An 18,199-nucleotide genomic window follows, 5' to 3' on the forward strand; every position below is an offset into this window, starting at 1 on the left:
CTCCATTCCCTATTCCCCATTCCCGTCCAATGACCGACCACCGCACCCGTTTCCTGCAACTGGCCCTGGGCGCCGATGCCCTGCGCTTTGGCGAGTTCACGCTCAAGTCCGGGCGGCTCAGCCCGTACTTCTTCAACGCCGGGCGCTTCGATTCCGGGGTCAAGACCGCGCAGCTGGCGCAGTGCTATGCCGATGCGATCGATGCGGCCGGGGTGGAGTTCGACCTGCTGTTCGGCCCGGCCTACAAGGGCATCCCGCTGGCCACCGCGCTGGCCTGTGCCTATGCCGGGCGCGGGCGCGATCTGCCGCTGGCGTTCAACCGCAAGGAAGCCAAGGATCATGGCGAGGGCGGCACCCTGATCGGCGCGCCGCTGGCCGGGCGCAAGGTGCTGATCGTCGATGACGTGATCACCGCCGGCACCGCGATTCGCGAGGCGCTGGGCATCATCCGCGCCGCTGGCGGTACGCCGTCCGGCATCGTGGTGGCGCTGGACCGGCAGGAGATCGCCTCCGAGCAGGACCGCCGTTCGGCGGCGCAAGCGGTGGCGGCCGAGGCCGGCATTCCGGTGATCGCGGTGGCCAACCTGGCCGATCTGCTTGCTTTTGCGGCAGGAAACGCCGACCTTGTCGGCTACTGGGAACCGCTGCTGGCCTATCGTGGCCGCTACGGAACCGACACCACAGGCTGACGGCAGGCGACAGGGGGCTGCGATGATGCCGAAACACAGACGTTTGGCGTTACTCGCTGCCGTGACCGTGGCTGTCATGGCCGTGCCGGTTGCTGCGCAGGACAAGCCGGCCGCCAAGAAGCTGTACTGCTGGAACCAGAACGGCGCCCGGGTGTGCAGCGATACGCTGCCACCGGAGGCGGTGAATCAGGCGCGCGACGAGTTCAACGTCAAAAGTGGCATGCGCAGCGCCGAGGTACAGCGCGCGTTGAGTAGCGACGAGCGCACTGCGGCCGCGGCCAATGAGCAACAACGCCAGGCCGACCTGGCCGCCGAGCAGATGCGCCAGCGCACCGATCAGGCCATGCTGATGTCGTATCAGAGCGAGGACGATCTGCGCCGGGTGTTCAACGAGCGCATCGCCATCGTGGACAACAACATCCACACCGCACGCTTCAATGTCACCAGCCTGCGCGAGGGCCTGGCCAGCATGTTGCGTGCCGCCGGCGACCGCGAGCTGGCCGGCCAGGCAGTGGCCGACAAGCTGGCCGGCGACATTCAGCAACGCCATCGCGAACTGATGGCGCAGTTGCGGCTGCAGACCAGCTTCGAGCAGCAGCGCACCGCGCTGGACGGCGAAATTGCCGACATCCTGCAGCGCTACCGCGCCATGAAGGAACCGCCCGGCGCCACCGCGCCCACCGGCTGAACCGCACAGGCGGCATTCCCGCTCGCCTGCCGCGCCGCTGCGGGCGGCATTTCCCGATCCGACGCCCTGCCCGCATAATGGCCGGTCTTACTCCTTGCCCACGAGGCTCTCCCGCATGGCCCGGATCATCGCCATTGCCAACCAGAAAGGCGGCGTCGGCAAGACCACGACGGCAGTCAATCTGGCGGCCGGCCTGGCGCGCGCGCCCAAGCGTGTGTTGCTGGTGGATCTGGACTCGCAGGGCAACGCCACCATGGGCAGCGGCATCGACAAGCGCGATGTGGCCGCCTCAACCTGCGATCTGCTGCTGGGCGAGAACACCGCTGCCGAGATCCGGGTGACCGCGCCGGAAGGCTTCGACCTGCTGCCGGGCAACATCGACCTGACCGCTGCCGAGATCCAGCTGATGGATCAGGGCGAGCGCGAGCAGCGGCTCAAGCGCGCGCTGGCGCCGATCCGCGACGAGTACGACTTCATCCTGATCGACTGCCCGCCGGCGTTGTCGCTGCTGACGCTCAATGCGCTGACCGCGGCCGACTCGATCATCGTGCCGATGCAGTGCGAGTACTACGCACTGGAAGGGTTGACCGCGCTGCTGGAAACCATCGAAGCGCTGCGTGCCAACCTCAACCCGGCGCTGGAAATCGAAGGCGTGCTGCGCACGATGTTCGATATCCGCAACAACCTGGCAAATGCGGTGTCGGCCGAGCTGACCGAGCATTTTGGCGACAAGGTGTTCCGCACCATCGTGCCGCGCAACGTGCGCCTGGCCGAGGCGCCCAGCCATGGCCAGAGCATCCTCGGTTACGACCGCACCTCGCGCGGTGGCGTGGCGTACCTGGGGCTGGCCGGCGAAATCGTGCGCCGCCAGAACGACCGCAACAAGGCCGTCCGGCCCGTGGAGACCGTCTGATGAGCAAGCCGCCCCTGGCAAAGAAGCGCGGTCTGGGCCGTGGCCTGGAAGCGCTGTTGGGACCGAAGGGCGCAGCAGCGGCAACGGCACCTGGCGCAACCAGCGAAGACGCGCTGCAGCCGGGCGACACCCTGCGCCAGTTGCCGGTGGGACAACTACAGCCGGGCAAGTACCAGCCGCGCCGGGAGATGGACGAGGTCAAGCTGGCCGAGCTGGCGGAGTCGATCAAGGCGCAGGGCGTGATCCAGCCGATCGTGGCGCGCGCATTGGGGCCGGCGCAGTTCGAGATCGTGGCCGGCGAACGCCGCTGGCGCGCCTCGCAGCTGGCCGGGCTGAGCGAAGTGCCGGTGGTGGTGCGCGAGCTGGACGACCGCACCGTCATCGCGATGGCGCTGATCGAGAACATCCAGCGCGAAGACCTCAACCCGCTGGAAGAAGCGCAGGCGCTGCAGCGGTTGATCGACGAATTTTCGCTGACCCACGCCGAGGCTGCCGAAGCGGTGGGCCGCTCGCGGGCGTCGGTGTCCAACCTGCTACGACTACTGGAATTGCCGGTGGCGATCCGGGTGCTGCTGGAAACCCGCCGTCTGGAAATGGGCCATGCGCGTGCGCTGCTCACCCTGGCGCCGGAACTGGCCAGCAAGCTGGCGCAGGAAGCGGCCGACCAGGGTTGGTCGGTGCGCGAGGTCGAACACCGCGCGCAGCAGTTCGCCGCCGGCAAGGTGCCGGGCTCGCTGCGCAAGGGCAAGCCGGTGACCGCTGCGCCGCAGGCCGATATCGCCTCGCTGCAGACCGAGCTGTCCGAATCGCTGGGCACCAAGGTGGTGTTCAATCACGGCCGCGGCGGCAAGGGCAAGCTGGTGATCCATTACACCGACCTGGACACCCTGGAAGGCGTGCTGGAACGCTTGCGCACCCGCAAGGGGTGATGCAGCCAGCGCAGGAGAATTAGCGATGCATCCCGCCAAAGTGGACCGCGCGCATCTACTGCGTCTGACCGACTTGCCCAACGTCGGGCCGGCCTGCGAAAAGGATCTGCAGCGGATCGGCATCCGCATGCCGGCGCAGCTGCACGGCCGCGATGCCTATGACATGTACGCCCAGCTCTGCCTGCGCACCGGCGTCACCCATGACCCGTGCGTGATCGATGTGTTCCTGTCGCTGGTGCGCTTCATGCAGGGCGAGCCGGCACGCAATTGGTGGGACTTCAGCGCCGAGCGCAAGGCAACGTTGGCAGCCGAGCGCGCAGAGGCGCCAGCCACTGCACCGCTGCCGGCGCGCCGTGTCGCCAATACCGGCACTGGCAGCAGCAACGACGGCAAACACCGCCCATGAGCCACGCCGACGCGACGATCAGCTCGTCCGGCAGCCCGGTCCTGCATCACGCGCAGGCCAAGGACTTCGAGCCGGCACGCGGCGAAGAAAGCATCGAGCAGATCAGCGCGCATATCGAGCAGCACCTCGGGCCGATTGCGAACGTATTTCATGAAATCCTCTCCGACACCGTGCATCTGGACGTGCACATCGTGCCGCCCAATGCGCACTTGTCGTCCCTGCGCCTGGTGACCTCGGGCATGAGCGATCTGCCGATGACGCTGCCCGACGGAGTGGAGGCGCCGCGCTACATGGAGCTGATGCTGAGCCTGCCGGCCGACTGGCCGATGGACCAGCGCGACTTCGACGACGAGCGCCATTACTGGCCCATCCGCCTGCTCAAGAACCTGGCGCGGCTGCCGCACAAGTTCGACACCTGGCTGGGGTTTGGCCATACCGTTCCCAATGGCAACCCGGCCGAGCCGTATGCGCCGGGCGTCGCCTTCGACGGCGCGATCGTGCTGCCGCCGCTGAGCGCGCCGCCAGAGTTCGCACATCTGCGCATCGATGCCGACAAAACCATCGCCTTCATGACGGCGGTGCCGTTGTATCCGGAAGAAATGGCGTTGAAGCTGAGCCAGGGCAGCGATGCACTGCTGGACCGCTTCGATGCCAGCAAGATTCAGGACAACATCGACCTGCGCCGCCGCAACGTGGCAAAGAAGCGCTTTTTCGGGCTGCTCTGAGCGCTGCTTCCCTCCCTTTGATGTTTTCAGGACCACTGCCATGACCATCCTCGTCACCGGCGCTGCCGGTTTCATCGGCGCCTACACCTGCCGCGCACTGGCTGCGCGTGGCGAGAACGTGGTGGGCCTGGACAACTACAACAGCTACTACGACCCGCAGCTCAAGCGCGACCGGGTGGCGGCGTTGTGCCCGCAGATCGACATCCGCACGCTGGACCTGACCGACCGCGAGGGCCTGGCGGCGCTGTTCGACGAGATCCAGCCCACCCGCGTGGTGCATCTTGCCGCACAGGCCGGGGTGCGTTATTCGCTGGAAAACCCTTCGGCCTATGTCGACAGCAACCTGGTCGGCTTCGTCAACATGCTCGAGCTATGCCGGCACCGCGGTGTGCAGCACTTGGTGTATGCGTCCAGCAGCTCGGTCTACGGCGATTCGGCCACCCCGCCATTTTCCGAAGACCAGCGCGTGGACCAGCCGCGTTCGTTGTACGCAGCCACCAAGGCTGCCAACGAATTGATGGGCTATACCTATGCGCAGCTGTACGGCTTGCGCGCTACCGGGCTGCGCTTTTTCACCGTGTATGGCCCGTGGGGCCGGCCGGACATGGCGCCGCTGATCTTCAGCCGCGCGGTGCTGGCCGGACGCCCGATCGAGGTGTTCAACCACGGCAAGATGCAGCGCGACTTCACCTTCGTGGCCGATATCGTGGCCGGCGTGCTGGGCGCGCTGGACACCCCCAGCGGCGAGGTGATCCCGCACCGGGTGTTCAACCTGGGCAACCATACCCCGGTGGAACTGGAATATTTCATCGACGTGATCGCCCAGGCCGCGGGCCGCCCGGCCGAAAAGGTCTACAAACCGATGCAACCAGGCGACATGATCCGCACCATGGCCGACACGCAGCGCGCGCAGGCTGCGTTCGGCTTCGATCCGGCCACCCCGGTGGAACGCGGCTTGCCGCAGGTGGTGGAGTGGTGCCGCAGCTACTTCGGCGAGCGTGCCTGAGCCCATCGCAGCCGCGTGGTACTCAGGCAGCACGCGCCCTGCGTGTGTTCGTACACTACGATGTGGTGAGTCCTGGGGCACGCCGACGGATGCAGGCTTGCGCCGTTCGATAGCCGCGTTGATTGCCTGCTACGAACGCTACAGGCCGTTTTGCGCGCGCTCCACTGCACATAACGCGCCTCAGCTTCATGCCTGGCTCAGACGGTCAGGGCACAATGCGCGATCTTTTTTGCTCAGCCATCATCGGGCCACCACGAATCCATGAGCCAACCTCAGCTTTCCGTCGTCGTCCCGGTGTTCAATGAGCGCGATAACGTCGCAGCCCTGATCGGCGAAATCGTCGTCGCCTTGCGCGGCCTGGTGGCCTTCGAGATCGTCTACGTCGACGACCATTCGCGCGACGACACCCTGGCGGTGCTGCAAGGCCTGAAGACCACCACGCCGGAACTGCGGGTGCTGCACCACGTGACCCAGAGCGGCCAGAGCACCGCAGTGCGCAGCGGGGTCAAGGCCGCGCGCGCCAGCTGGATCGCCACGCTCGATGGCGACGGCCAGAACGACCCGGCCGACATCCCCAAGCTGTTGATCGCGCGTAGCCAGGCCGAGCCGCAGGTCAAATTGTTCGCCGGCTGGCGGGTCAACCGGCAGGATTCCGGGTCCAAGCGCTGGGCCAGCAAGTGGGCCAATGCGATCCGCTCGCGCATGCTGCAGGACAACACGCCCGACACCGGCTGCGGCATCAAATTGTTCGAGCGCGAGGCGTTTCTGGACCTGCCCTACTTCGACCACATGCACCGCTACCTGCCGGCACTGATGCAGCGCGCCGGCTGGCGCACGGTGAGCGTGCCGGTCAACCACCGCCATCGCACCGCCGGCGTGTCCAAGTACAACAATCTCAATCGCGCGCTGGTCGGCATCCGCGATCTGCGCGGCGTGGCGTGGCTGATCACCCGCAGCAAGCGCACCGTGGCGGAGGAGCGTTGATGGAACCGACCTTTCTCGACCAGCAGCTGACCTGGCTGTACTGGACCGGCATCCACGTTACCGGCTGGAAGCTGATCGGCTATGTGGGCGCGCTGATGTTCGGCGGGCGCTGGCTGGTGCAGTTCGTCGCCTCCAAGCGTGCCGGCAAGCCGGTGATTCCGCGGATGTTCTGGTACATGAGCGTGGTCGGCAGCCTGATGACGCTGAGCTACTTCGTGTTCTCGGCCAAGCAGGATTCGGTGGGCGTGCTACAGAACATGTTCCCGGCGTTTACCGCGTTCTACAGCCTGTATCTGGATGTGAAGCATCGCGGCTGGAAGCGGGATCGGGCGGAGCATTGAGTGGCAGGGATTTGGGATTTGGCTAACGGCTAACGGCTAGCGTGTTGAGTGGATGCTGTTGTCGCTGCAAGTGATGCTTTGGGTTCTGTGCGACCGGCTGTGACCGCAGCGGCGCCGACAATCGATGCGTTTGTCCGGACATGGCGATACGCGATTGACTGACCTGAGACCGCGCCGGCGGCCGATGTCGCTGCGCTGAGGCCGTGGGCACGCTGTGGTCATGCCCAGCGCCCTGCTCCATCGCCCGTTTGCCGTGTCCACACCTGCCATAACGCATTGGCATCTGCGCCTGCACACACATCAGCACGTACCGCTGTTTTCGGACTGGCGCTGCGCGCGTGCAGCGGCCGCCATCCTGGCGATGCCACGCAGCTGGCTTGGTGCGCAGGTGCTGTGTTGGGTGTTGCTGCCAGAGATGTGGTGCGCCTTGCTGCAGGCGCCAGATAAACCCACCGTGCTGCACGCAGCGACTGCTGCACGGCAGGCCGCCGGCGAAGCGATCAATCGTGCGCGCGGGCGCGGCGGCACGGTCTGGCAACCGGAGATGGAGGCGAGCGCGCTGGCGTTGCAGGTCGATTATCGGCAATTCGCCCGCAGCCTGATCGCCCTGCCGTTACATGCCGGCCTGGCGGAGCGGATCGGCGCGTACCCGTACTGGGACGCGGTGTGGCTGTTGCCCGATGCGCGGGCTGCGGCACGGCAACCTGCATCGGAAGCCGCCGCCGCTTGCCTGGCAAGCGCGGGCGGCACAAGAACGTGATCGTGCATGCTCGTTCGATATCCGTCGGCAAGCGCCGAGTCGATGCGCGGCGGTTATGCCGCGCATCAGGCACCCCAGCTGGCCGTGAGCGCGGCCCACGCGGTGGGCGCACTTCCCTCAGCGTGCGCGGCTCAGAACCCCAGCGGGTGCTCGGGCAGCAATGCCTGCAATTGGCTGCGGAACAGCGCGCGGATGCGCTCCAACGCAGCGTCGGTGTCGGCTTCGAAACGCAGCACCAGGATCGGCGTGGTGTTGGACGCACGCACCAAGCCCCAGCCATCGACAAAATCCGCGCGCAGGCCATCGATCGTCGACAAACGCGCCGATTCGAACGGCGACTCGTCCCCGGCTTGCGCGCGCTCGACAAAGCGCGCCACCAGCGCATGCGCATCGCCCTCCACAGGCACCTTGATCTCCGGTGTGGACACGCTTTCCGGCAAGGCATCCAGCACTTCGGAGGGGGTTTCCTCGCGCTGGGCCAGGATTTCCAGCAAGCGCGCAGCGGCATAGATGCCGTCGTCGAAGCCGTACCAGCGTTCCTTGAAGAAGAAATGCCCGCTCATCTCACCGGCCAGTTCGGCATCGGTCTCGCGCATCTTGGATTTGATCAGCGAATGCCCGGTCTTCCACATCAGCGGGCTGCCGCCGTTGCGCAGCACGTAGTCCGACAGCTTGCCGGTGCACTTCACGTCGTAGATGACCAGGGCGCCGGGGTTGCGCTGCAGCACGTCGGCGGCGAACAGCATCAGCAGGCGGTCGGGGAAGACCACCTTGCCTTCCTTGGTGACCACACCCAGACGGTCGGCATCGCCATCGAAGGCCACGCCGATGTCCGCATCGAAGCGCTGCACCATCTTCACCAGATCGTCGAGGTTGTGCGGCTCGCTCGGGTCGGGGTGATGATTGGGGAAAGTGCCGTCGATATCGCAATACAGCGGCACGACCTCGGCACCGATGGCTTCCAGCAGACGCGGCGCAATCTCGCCGGCCGCGCCGTTGCCGGCATCCACCACCACCTTGATCGGGCGGTCCAGCTGCACGTCGTCGGCGATGCGCTGGATGTAGGCATCGCTGATGTCGCGCTGTTCCAGCTCACCCGGCGTGGCTGCGGTATGCAGGCGGCCTTCGTTGATGCGCTGATGCAGCTCGGCGATTGCAGCGCCGGACAGCGTCTCGCCGCCGATGACGATCTTGAAGCCGTTGTAGTCGGGCGGATTATGGCTGCCGGTAACCGCCACGCAGCTGCCGGCGCGCAGTTCATAGGCGCCGAAATACACCACTGGCGTGGGCGCCAGGCCGATGTCGGTCACGTTGCAGCCGGCACGCCGCAGGCCTTCGATCAGGCCATTGGTCAGCTCCGGTCCGGACAGACGCCCGTCGCGCCCCACCACCACATCGCGCAGCCCCTGCGCCTGCATCACGCTGCCGATGGATTGGCCGATCAACGCGGCAACGCCTGGATTGAGGTCTTTACCGACCACGCCGCGGATGTCGTAGGCGCGGAACATCTCGCTGGCGATCTGCACCGCCGGTACCAGCGGCGGCGGCGCAGGCGCTGTCGCCTCGTCCAGCACGCGCACGTCGCTGGCAAGGCTGGCGTCGTGCTGAAGGCTTTGACTGAAGGTCGGTTCGTCGGTGGCCGACTCGCCGGCAACGCGGCGACGCGGCAGCGCCACCCGGCCACGGCTGGCCAGCACCAGCAACACGGCGACGATGACCAGCAACGCGGCGACGATGGCGCAGCCAAGCGCGCCCAGGCCCAGTGGCCCGCTATCGCTTTGCGGGACTGCAGCAGCCACACGCAGGCCGCTGGAGCCGAGCGGTTTTGCCAGTGTTTCGGCCGCATCGGCCAAGCTCACGTCGCCCTGCTGGGCCACGTTGTAGCTGCCCTGGCGCAATGCCAGGTAGGCGCTGCCGGGCACCGCGATCGCATCCAGCGGGCCGGTCAGGCGCAGCACCGGCAGCCGCGCATAGGCCACCGCGGGCTGTGCACCCAGACGCACCGCGGCGGCTACACCCAGACGCACCTGCTTGGCATCGCGCACCACATGCACTTGCGCACGGCCCGCCACCAACGCCGATTCGAGCAGACTCAGCCGCGCATAGCCGAAATCCTTGGGGTTGGCATAGGCCGCCGCCAGATCGCCAGGCAGCACCTGTACGTCCTCGGCGCCCTTGAAGCGCTCGCGGATCGCCGAGGCGGCCGCCAACGCGTCCCCATTGGCCAACGCACTGGCCACCGGCGGCTGCTTGAGCACGGCATCGAGCTGGGTGGCCTGCGCCGCCATCGCCTTGCCAACATCCTGCACGGCGCGGTCGCGTGCCTGTGCCAGGTTCTGGGCGGCCGCATCCTCACGCCATTGCGCGTAGCTGCTCCAACCGAACCAGGCGGCCAGCAGCAACAACATGCCTCCCAACACCGGACCACTCGTACGCACGCTCGACATCCCCTGCCTGCGCTCGTTCGCCTTGCTCATGAGACTCCCCCGTCAGCGCACGCCGGTGTGGCCGAATCCACCCGCTCCCCGCGCGCTGTCCACGAAAGTATCCACCACTTGCAAGCCTACGCGCACGATCGGAAGGATCACCAATTGCGCAATCCGGTCGCCCGGCTCGATGGTGAAGGCCTCGCGGCCGCGATTCCAGGTGCTGATCAGCAGCGGGCCCTGGTAGTCGGCATCGATGAGTCCGGTGCCGTTACCCAGCACGATGCCGTGGCGGTGGCCCAGCCCGGAGCGCGGCAGGATCACCGCGCACACCTGCGGATCGGCCAAATGGATCGCGATACCGCTGGGAATCAACGCCGCATCGCCTGGCTCCAGCGTCATCGGCGCTTCCAGCGCGGCGCGCAGGTCCATGCCGGCGCTGGCTTCGGTGGCGTAGGCCGGCAGCGGCCAGACATCGCCGAAGCGTGGGTCGAGCAACTTCACCTGCAAGGAGTGGGTCGGGTGGCTCATGCCTGCAATCTCTCCGCGATCAGGGCCAGCAGTTGGTCGGCCAGTTCGGTCTTGCTGCTGGTGGGAAATGCGCGCTCGCCGCCCTGCCAATAGGCGGTGGCGGCATTGTTGTCGCTTTCGAAGCCGCCGCCGACGATCCCCACCTGGTTGGCGATGATCAGATCCAGCCGCTTGGCTGCCAGCTTGCCACGCGCGTAGTGCTCCACGTCGTGCGTTTCGGCCGCAAACCCGACCACCAGCTTGAGCGCGCCGGTCTGCGCGGCGACCTCGGACAGGATGTCCGGGGTGCGCACCAGTTCCAGGGTCAGCGTTTCGCCGGTCTTCTTGATCTTCTGCGCGACCACGCGCTTGGGCGTGTAGTCGGCGACCGCAGCGGCGCCGATGTAGATGTCGGCCGGGAACGCACCCAGCACCGCATCGCGCATCTGCGCAGCCGAGCGCACGTCGATGCGCTGCACGCCGACCGGCGTGACCTGGTGCACCGGCCCGCTGACCAGCACCACCTCGGCGCCCTGGCGCGCAGCGGCGGCGGCCAGCGCGTAGCCCATCTTGCCGCTGCTGCGGTTGCCGACGTAGCGCACCGGGTCCAGGTCTTCGAAGGTCGGGCCGGCGCTGATGACGATGCGCAGGCCGTCCAGCTCGGCGCTGCTGGGCACGAAGGCGGGCGCGGCAGTGCCTGGCGATGCATCGGCAGGTGCAGTGGCAGTGGCGGCCAGCGCGGCAATGATCGCCGCCGGCTCGGCCAGGCGGCCGGGACCTGACTCGCCTTCGGCCAGCGGGCCGTCGTCGGGGCCGACCACCGCCACGCCACGCGCACACAGGGTCGCGATATTGGCCTGGGTCGCCGGGTGCAGCCACATCCGGTGATTCATCGCCGGGGCCACAGTCAGCGGCGCGGTCGTGGCCAGGCACAGCGTGGTGACCAGGTCGTCGGCCAGCCCGTGCGCCAGGCGCGCGAGCAGATCGGCGGTGGCCGGGGCCACGATCACCCGGTCGGCCCAGCGGGCCAGTTCGATATGCCCCATCGCCTGCTCGGCGGCGCTGTCCCATAGCGTGGTGCGGGTCGGTTGCCCGGACAGCGCCTGGAAGCTCAGCGGGGTCACGAATTGTTGCGCGCCGCTGGTCATGGCGACCTGCACCTGTGCGCCGGCGTCGCGCAGGCGACGGACCAGTTCGAGCGATTTGTAAGCGGCAATGCCTCCGCCGACGCACAGCAGCAAACGCTGTCCGTCCAGGGGGCGGGCCTGAGTGGAGCCGATCACGTCGGAGTCGTCCTACGGTTACAAGGACAACTAGATTAGCCGATGCCCCCGCTTGGCCTGATGGGCGTCGGCGATGAGCACCGCCAATCTCGCCATATGCACATACACGACTGGCCCACCAACGAACGCCCGCGCGAGAAACTTCTGGCGCGCGGGGCTCCTGCCCTCTCCGATGCGGAGCTGCTGGCGATCTTTGTCGGCTCCGGGCTGCGCGGCCAGGATGCGGTCCAGACCGCGCGCGATCTGCTGCACCGCCACGGCCCGCTGCGCCTGTTGCTGGATCGCCCGGCCAAGGCCCTGGCGCGCCTGCCTGGGCTGGGGCCGGCCTCGGCGTGCAAGCTCAGGGCCGCGATGGAACTGGCGCATCGTCACCTGATGAGCGAACTGGAGCGTGGCGAGGCCCTGAGCGACCCGCCCAGCGTGGGCCGCTATTTCTCGCAGCGGCTGCGCGCGCGGGCCTACGAAGTGTTCGCGGTGCTGTTTCTGGACAACCGCCATCGCGCGATTGCCTTCGAGGAGCTGTTCACCGGCACCATCGACGGCGCAGACATCCATCCGCGCGAAGTGGTGCGGCGGGCGCTGCTGCACAACGCTGCGGCGGTGATCGTCGGGCACAACCATCCGTCCGGCAATCCGGAGCCGTCCGAGGCTGATCGCGCGGTCACCCAGCGCCTGCTGCAGGGCCTGGAGCTGGTGGATATCCGCCTGCTCGACCACTTCGTGATCGGCGATGGCCGCCCGGTCTCGCTAGCCGAGCGCGGCTGGCTGGAATGAGACCGCCGCGCCGACCTGAACCATCGGCCGGACCGTGTGCCGCGCGGTCGGGTAAAATCGCTGGTTTGGTTCCAAGCAGATCCCACGTGAAAGCCCTACTCCGCGCACTGATCGGCCAAGGCATCGAAGCCTTGCGCGCCAACGGCACCTTGCCCGCCGACACCCTGCCGCCGGATTTTGTGGTCGAGCGGCCCAAGACACGCGAGCACGGCGACTTCGCCACCAATGCCGCGATGCTGCTGGCCAAGGCCGCGCGCAGCAACCCGCGCGCCCTGGCGCAGGCGCTGGTAGCCGCGTTGCCGGCCAGCGACGACGTCGCCAAGGTCGAGATCGCCGGCCCCGGCTTCATCAATTTCCATCTGGCGCCCACCGCGTATCAGCGTGAAGTGGCGCATGTGATCAAGCAGGGCCACGACTACGGTCGCGGGCTGGCCGGCAACGGCCGCTCGGTGGGCGTGGAATACGTCTCGGCCAATCCGACCGGCCCACTGCACGTCGGCCATGGTCGCGCCGCGGCGATCGGCGACAGCCTGGCGCGCGTGCTCGATGCCAATGGCTGGAACGTCAAGCGCGAGTTTTACTACAACGATGCCGGCGTGCAGATCGAGAATCTGGCGCTGTCGGTGCAGGCGCGCGCGCAGGGGCTTACCCCCGACAGCGCCGGCTGGCCGGAAAACGGCTACCGCGGCGACTACATCGCCGATGTCGCAGCAGCCTATCTGGCCGGCGACAGCGTCGATCTGGAGGGCCACCTGGTCAGCGGCACCAAGGACCCGGCCGATCTTGAATCGATCCGTCGCTTTGCGGTGGCCTATCTGCGCAACGAACAGAACCACGACCTGGCCGCGTTCCGCGTCGACTTCGATATCTATTTCCTGGAAAGCTCGCTGTACAAGGACGGCAAGGTCGAAGAAGCGGTGCGGAAACTGATCGCCTCCGGCCATACCTACGAGGAAGGCGGCGCGCTGTGGTTGAAGTCCACCGACTTCGGCGACGACAAGGACCGCGTGATGCGCAAGTCCGATGGCACCTATACGTATTTCGTGCCGGACGTGGCCTATCACCTGACCAAGTGGCAGCGCGGCTATGAGCGTGCGATCACCGAGCTGGGCGCCGACCACCACGGCTCGCTGACGCGCGTGCGCGCCGGCCTGCAGGCGATGGAGCTGGGCATCCCGCAGGGCTGGCCGGAATACGTGCTGCACCAGATGGTCACGGTGATGCGCGGCGGCGAAGAAGTGAAGCTTTCCAAACGTGCCGGCAGCTACGTCACCCTGCGCGACCTGATCGAAGAAACCAGTGCCGATGCGGTGCGTTGGTTTCTGATCGCGCGCAAGCCCGATTCGCAGCTCACCTTCGATATCGATCTGGCGCGCGCGCAGAGCAACGACAACCCGGTGTTCTATGTGCAATACGCGCATGCACGGGTGTGCAGCGTGCTGCGCCAGGCGCAGGAGAAAGGCTTCAAGTACGAGCAGGCCAATGGATTTGCACAGCTCGCTCGGCTGGACGACGAGCATTCGCTCAACGTGATGCTGGAGCTGTCGCGCTATCCGGAAGTGGTGGAAATCGCCGGCCAGGCACTGGAGCCGTACCAGATCGCGCAGTACCTGCGTGAATTGGCGCATGCCTTCCACACGTGGTATCACAACACCAAACTGCTGGTGGACGATGCCGCAGAGCGCGACGCAAAACTCACTCTCGCCGTGGCGACCCAGCAGGTGCTTGCCAACGGCCTGGAATTGCTCGGCGTCAGCGCCCCGGAAAAGATGTAAGCCACTGGAAGTCGCCAGGCAGGCGTGGGGCGCACGCCTGCCTGCGCAGTGAGCAGCGGTATCCACCATCGCCCGCGCATCCGTTGCACCGCACGCGGCAGACGCAGCGGCAGCGATCGCCGCACCAAGCCGGGCGCACCGCCCGCAACGACACGATTCGGAGAAGTGGTAGATGGCAGCACGACGCGGTAAGAGCCAGGCACGACGCAACACCAGCAATGGCACCCCCGGTTGGGTGTGGTTGGTGGCGGGCGCCGCGATTGCGGCAGTGATCTTCCTGGCCGCACCCAACCTGTTCAAGAAGGACGGCGACGGCTTCCTGCGTGTGGGTCCCCGCGCCAATCCGGATGCACAGCCCGAACCGGTGGCCGATGCAGACACCGATACGCCGGCCGAGTTGCCCAAGCCCAGCACGCAAGTGCCCAAGCCGCAGCCCAAGCCGGGCGATGCGCAGACCCAGTACGACTTCTACACCTTGCTGCCCGGCAAGGAAGTGCAGATGTCCGACGCCGAGCTGGCTGCCAGTGCGCGCGCCGAAGAAGCCGCACGTGCGCGTGCTGCGCTGGAAGGCAAGCCTATCGCGCCGGCGCCAGGTGCAGCAGCCAGCGTCGCGTCGGCCGTACCCGCAGCCAGCGTACCGACGCCCTTGAAAGAAACGACCGCCAGCGCGCCCAAGCCGTTGCCGGAAGCCGCCCAGACACGTCCGGCGGCAACGCCGGCACCGGCCAGCACCGCGGCACTCACCACGCCGGCCGCTGCGGCACCGAAGCCTGCGGCCACGGCAACAACGACGCCGATAGCCCCGGCCCCCACCGACAACACCCGTTACATCCTGCAGGCCGGCTCGTTCGGTGCTTCCGGCGACGCCGAGTCGACCAAGGCCAAGCTGGCGATGATGGGCCTGGCCGCGCGTGTGGAATCGGCCGACATCAGCGGCAAGACGGTCTACCGTGTGCGCATGGGGCCGTACGGCACCGCAAGCGAATTGGCCGAAGCCAAGCAGAAGCTCACTGGCAGCGGATTGCCTGCCATCGCGATCAAGGCGCAGTAACCGCAGTGATGCGCCGCATCGCTAACGCGTTGTTCGGACTGCTTGCACTGATCGGCACGGCGCAGGCCACCGAGCAGATTCCCGACCACATCCAGATCGATGGCCAGCAGGCACTGCTGCTGGCAGAGCCCCTGTCCGGGCAGCTGGACGACCCCGCTACCTGGAAGCGCTTCGTCGCACAGGCGGGCAGTTCGCTGGGCGGCTGCAGCGCCAACTGGCGTGGCTATCAGGCGTTCTGGCGCGTGGACGCAGAGCAGCTGGTGCTCGATCGCGTGGTGCTCGGTGCTTGCGCCGAGGCGCCGCCGGAGCTGCCGCTGTCGGTGCTGTTTCCCGGCCAGCGCGCGCCGGTACCGGCGGTGTGGGTGGATGGCGAACTGATCGCCGCGCTGCCGGCTGCGGAGAACGCCACGTCCGACGCGCCCGCCGGCTATGTGTTGCTGCGGCTGCGCCGGGGGCATGTGGTCGCCCGCGAATCGCTCACCGCAGACATGCTGCGCGCACGCCATGCCGCAGCCGCACGCCCGGTTCCTGTGCCCTAAGCGCGGCTGACACAACCACTGCGCTCACCGCCCGGCGGGCGCGGCAGGTTGCCGGTGTGGCATGGACCACTCGTACACTTTGGTTCCAAGCGCGCCGCCCACATCCACCTGGCCAGTGCTCGCTATTTTCTAGCCGCTTTAAGCATCCCCCATCCCCTGGAGTTCCCATGTCCAAGACCGTCCTGATCACTGGTGCCACTTCCGGATTCGGCAGCGCCGCGGTGCGTCGCTTTGCCGCCGCCGGCTGGAAGGTCATCGCCACCGGCCGGCGTGCCGACCGCCTGGACGCACTGGCGGCCGAACTGCCCGCCGGCCAGGTGCACACCGCCGCGTTCGACATGCGCGATGCGCAGGCCTTGTCGTCCGCCATCGACGCGCTGCCGTCTGCATTCGCCGATATCGATGTGCTGGTCAACAACGCCGGCCTGGCACTGGGCACCGCGCCCGCGCAGCAGGCCGACCTTGCGCAGTGGCAGCAGATGATCGACACCAATGTCACCGCGCTGGTCACCCTCACTCACCGCCTGCTGCCGGCGCTGATCGCGCGTCGTGGCGCCATCATCAACATCGCCTCGGTCGCGGCGACCTACCCGTACACCGGCGGCAACGTCTACGGCGGCACCAAGGCGTTTGTGCAGCAGTTTTCGTTGGGCTTACGCGCGGACCTGCACGGCACCGGCGTACGCGTGACCTCGATCGAACCGGGCATGGCCGAAACCGAATTCACCCTGGTGCGCACCGGCGGCAACCAGGCCGCCTCGGACACGCTGTACCGCGGCGCCACCCCAATGACGGCCGAGGACATCGCCGAGCAGATCTTCTACGTCGCCAGCTTGCCGGCGCACTTGAATATCAACCGGCTGGAAATCATGCCGGTGACGCAATCGTTCGCAGGATTTCAGGTGGCGCGCGACGCGCAGTGAGGAAGCGACGCTGCGCCTGAGAGAACGCGCAGTGAAGATGCGCTGCTACATCCGCGGTGTGGCAGCGAAGGATCCAGCGCGCGTCGCGCGTGGTGAGCGATCACCCAGCGCGCGCTGCCGATCTACTGCAGACACAAGCGATCCTCGACAGCCGCGCACTGCGCGGCTTGTCTGTTCAACGATTCCGCAAGCTGCGCTACGCCGACTCGGGCATGCCGCGCGATCCCGCACGGCTGCGCAGCAACACACCACGCAGCCGCAGGAAGGGGCGCTCCACGCTGTAGTGCAGCAACGCGCCCGCCAGCAGCGCCACCGCGCCATACACCGCAAATGCCAACACGCCACGGCCCTCCAATGCCGCGCCGAACCAGGTCTGGGTCACATGGAACATCGCCTTGTGGGTCAGATACAGGCTGTAGGAAATCGCCGCCAGCCATGCCGCACCGGGCACCCGCAACCGGCCAAACGCGCTATTGGCAGTGCCTGCCAGCACCAGCAAGGCCAGCCCGAACGAGAGCACCGGCCAGCCCAGCGCATTGCCGATCAGGCCGGTGCGCTCGCGGAACAACCACAGTGCCAGCGCCATGACCGCAACGCCGGCAAGCAACCACGTGTTGCCGCGTTGCTGCAGACGTTGCCAGACCTGCGGACGAAATACCTTGATCACCGCGAGCACCACGCCGGCCAGCAGGCCGTCGAGACGGTTCCAGGTGGGGTAATAGAGATCTTCGACAAACCAGTTGCGCTGCTGACCGCCGCCCACCTGATCCAGCGCCGTGTTGTGCAGCCACACGCTGGTACGCAACGCGATGCCGGCCACCACCACGGCCACGCATAACGCGATGAACCGCCCAGCCGACGGACGCCGCAACAACAGCGTGGCCAGCAGCGGAAACACCAGATAGAAATGCTCCTCCACGCACAGCGACCAGGCATGCGAAAACGCCGCCTGCTGGCCGTAATCGACCAATAGATTCAAGGTGAAGGTGGCGAACATCCACCATGGCGCCAGCCCAGGCGCTTCGCGCACGCCGGGCCACGCGATGTACACCAGCAACACCACCGCAAACGCCGGCAGGATGCGCAACGCGCGCCGCAGATAAAAATCTTTGAAGTCCAGCCGCTGCCCGCGCGCCAAGGGTGTCAGCACCTGGCTACCGATCAGGAACCCGCTGAGCACGAAGAACAGGTCCACCCCCATCCAGCCATAGCGCGACAGCCACGCCCAGTCAGGCCCCAGCCCACCGACCACAAACGCGTGGAACAGCATCACCCAAACGATGGCGATACCACGCAACAGGTCCAGGGCGGGATAGCGCATGTGGGCGATCAGCAATCAGGGAGGACCGATTGTGCCGCATGACACACACCCATGCGTAGGTTGCGCAAGGTGTGCGTGGCCTGCGGCGCTGCGGGTAGGCAAGACCGAAGGTGACAACACAATAGATGCTGCCTCACGCACCGGAGGCAAGCATGG

18 protein-coding genes, 1 other RNA gene and 1 pseudogene are annotated in these 18,199 nt (G+C 67.0%); 16 read left to right on the top strand and 4 right to left on the bottom strand.

The window, feature by feature from the left end; genetic code table 11:
- Window positions 1-29: 29 nt before the first annotated feature.
- From pyrE to ACZZ0O_RS03340, 10 genes and pseudogenes are all read left to right on the top strand, one after another.
- Window positions 30-689: an orotate phosphoribosyltransferase gene (pyrE, locus tag ACZZ0O_RS03295; protein WP_463592218.1), complete on the top strand. Its 660-nt coding sequence runs from the start codon at window positions 30-32 to the stop codon at window positions 687-689.
- Between the two features lie 22 nt (window positions 690-711).
- A complete protein-coding gene (locus ACZZ0O_RS03300) occupies window positions 712-1,377 on the top strand; it encodes a hypothetical protein (RefSeq protein ID WP_463592219.1) in 666 nt (221 codons plus the stop codon).
- Between the two features lie 115 nt (window positions 1,378-1,492).
- Entirely contained in the window at window positions 1,493-2,290 is a 798-nt protein-coding gene (locus ACZZ0O_RS03305; RefSeq protein WP_055847409.1) for a ParA family protein, read from the top strand.
- On the top strand, window positions 2,290-3,219 hold the full coding sequence (locus tag ACZZ0O_RS03310; RefSeq protein ID WP_055847405.1) for a ParB/RepB/Spo0J family partition protein: 930 nt from the start codon (window positions 2,290-2,292) through the stop codon (window positions 3,217-3,219). The genes ACZZ0O_RS03305 and ACZZ0O_RS03310 overlap by 1 nt, the downstream gene beginning before the upstream one ends.
- Before the next feature lie 25 nt (window positions 3,220-3,244).
- Window positions 3,245-3,532, top strand: a pseudogene (locus ACZZ0O_RS03315) (helix-hairpin-helix domain-containing protein); the annotation flags it as partial.
- A gap of 89 nt (window positions 3,533-3,621) precedes the next feature.
- Complete coding sequence (locus ACZZ0O_RS03320) at window positions 3,622-4,350, top strand: suppressor of fused domain protein (protein WP_463592220.1); 729 nt, start codon at window positions 3,622-3,624, stop codon at window positions 4,348-4,350.
- A gap of 40 nt (window positions 4,351-4,390) precedes the next feature.
- Window positions 4,391-5,356: an SDR family NAD(P)-dependent oxidoreductase gene (locus ACZZ0O_RS03325; RefSeq protein ID WP_463592221.1), complete on the top strand. Its 966-nt coding sequence runs from the start codon at window positions 4,391-4,393 to the stop codon at window positions 5,354-5,356.
- 261 nt (window positions 5,357-5,617) lie between these two features.
- Window positions 5,618-6,340 carry a glycosyltransferase family 2 protein gene (locus ACZZ0O_RS03330; protein WP_115563215.1) on the top strand — a complete coding sequence of 241 codons (723 nt, stop codon included), beginning with the start codon at window positions 5,618-5,620 and terminating at the stop codon, window positions 6,338-6,340.
- Complete coding sequence (locus ACZZ0O_RS03335) at window positions 6,340-6,681, top strand: lipid-A-disaccharide synthase N-terminal domain-containing protein (protein WP_055847392.1); 342 nt, start codon at window positions 6,340-6,342, stop codon at window positions 6,679-6,681. Before ACZZ0O_RS03330 ends, ACZZ0O_RS03335 begins: the two co-directional genes overlap by 1 nt.
- A gap of 220 nt (window positions 6,682-6,901) precedes the next feature.
- On the top strand, window positions 6,902-7,441 hold the full coding sequence (locus tag ACZZ0O_RS03340) for a hypothetical protein (protein WP_463592222.1): 540 nt from the start codon (window positions 6,902-6,904) through the stop codon (window positions 7,439-7,441).
- Window positions 7,442-7,572: 131 nt separating this feature from the next.
- On the opposite strand, the gene ACZZ0O_RS03345 is transcribed toward ACZZ0O_RS03340, so the two are convergent.
- Genes ACZZ0O_RS03345 through coaBC form a run of 3 tightly spaced genes read right to left on the bottom strand, consistent with a single transcriptional unit; the run spans window position 7,573 to window position 11,660 of the window.
- Window positions 7,573-9,918, bottom strand: a complete 2,346-nt coding sequence (locus ACZZ0O_RS03345; protein WP_463592223.1) for a phosphomannomutase/phosphoglucomutase — start codon at window positions 9,916-9,918, stop codon at window positions 7,573-7,575.
- A 12-nt stretch (window positions 9,919-9,930) separates the two neighbouring features.
- Window positions 9,931-10,398, bottom strand: coding sequence for a dUTP diphosphatase (gene dut / locus ACZZ0O_RS03350; RefSeq protein ID WP_055847387.1), 468 nt, complete (start codon window positions 10,396-10,398; stop codon window positions 9,931-9,933).
- Window positions 10,395-11,660 (bottom strand): bifunctional phosphopantothenoylcysteine decarboxylase/phosphopantothenate--cysteine ligase CoaBC, encoded by a 1,266-nt coding sequence (coaBC, locus tag ACZZ0O_RS03355; protein ID WP_463592224.1) that lies wholly within the window; start codon window positions 11,658-11,660, stop codon window positions 10,395-10,397. Before coaBC ends, dut begins: the two co-directional genes overlap by 4 nt.
- A gap of 96 nt (window positions 11,661-11,756) precedes the next feature.
- Between coaBC and radC the strand changes: the two genes are divergently transcribed.
- From radC to ACZZ0O_RS03385, 6 genes are all read left to right on the top strand, one after another.
- Complete coding sequence (gene radC / locus ACZZ0O_RS03360; RefSeq protein ID WP_055847382.1) at window positions 11,757-12,434, top strand: RadC family protein; 678 nt, start codon at window positions 11,757-11,759, stop codon at window positions 12,432-12,434.
- An 86-nt stretch (window positions 12,435-12,520) separates the two neighbouring features.
- Window positions 12,521-14,209, top strand: coding sequence for an arginine--tRNA ligase (argS, locus tag ACZZ0O_RS03365; protein ID WP_115514128.1), 1,689 nt, complete (start codon window positions 12,521-12,523; stop codon window positions 14,207-14,209).
- A gap of 172 nt (window positions 14,210-14,381) precedes the next feature.
- Window positions 14,382-15,260: an SPOR domain-containing protein gene (locus tag ACZZ0O_RS03370; RefSeq protein WP_463592225.1), complete on the top strand. Its 879-nt coding sequence runs from the start codon at window positions 14,382-14,384 to the stop codon at window positions 15,258-15,260.
- 5 nt (window positions 15,261-15,265) lie between these two features.
- Entirely contained in the window at window positions 15,266-15,799 is a 534-nt protein-coding gene (locus ACZZ0O_RS03375) for a hypothetical protein (protein WP_463592226.1), read from the top strand.
- A 61-nt stretch (window positions 15,800-15,860) separates the two neighbouring features.
- A non-coding RNA gene (locus ACZZ0O_RS03380) (sX9 sRNA) lies at window positions 15,861-15,934 on the top strand.
- Window positions 15,935-15,966: 32 nt separating this feature from the next.
- Entirely contained in the window at window positions 15,967-16,722 is a 756-nt protein-coding gene (locus ACZZ0O_RS03385) for an SDR family NAD(P)-dependent oxidoreductase (RefSeq protein ID WP_323538886.1), read from the top strand.
- Between the two features lie 196 nt (window positions 16,723-16,918).
- On the opposite strand, the gene ACZZ0O_RS03390 is transcribed toward ACZZ0O_RS03385, so the two are convergent.
- On the bottom strand, window positions 16,919-18,043 hold the full coding sequence (locus ACZZ0O_RS03390; protein WP_115514132.1) for an acyltransferase family protein: 1,125 nt from the start codon (window positions 18,041-18,043) through the stop codon (window positions 16,919-16,921).
- Window positions 18,044-18,199: the final 156 nt, after the last annotated feature.

It is taken from the genome of Xanthomonas sp. AC360, assembly GCF_979258225.1.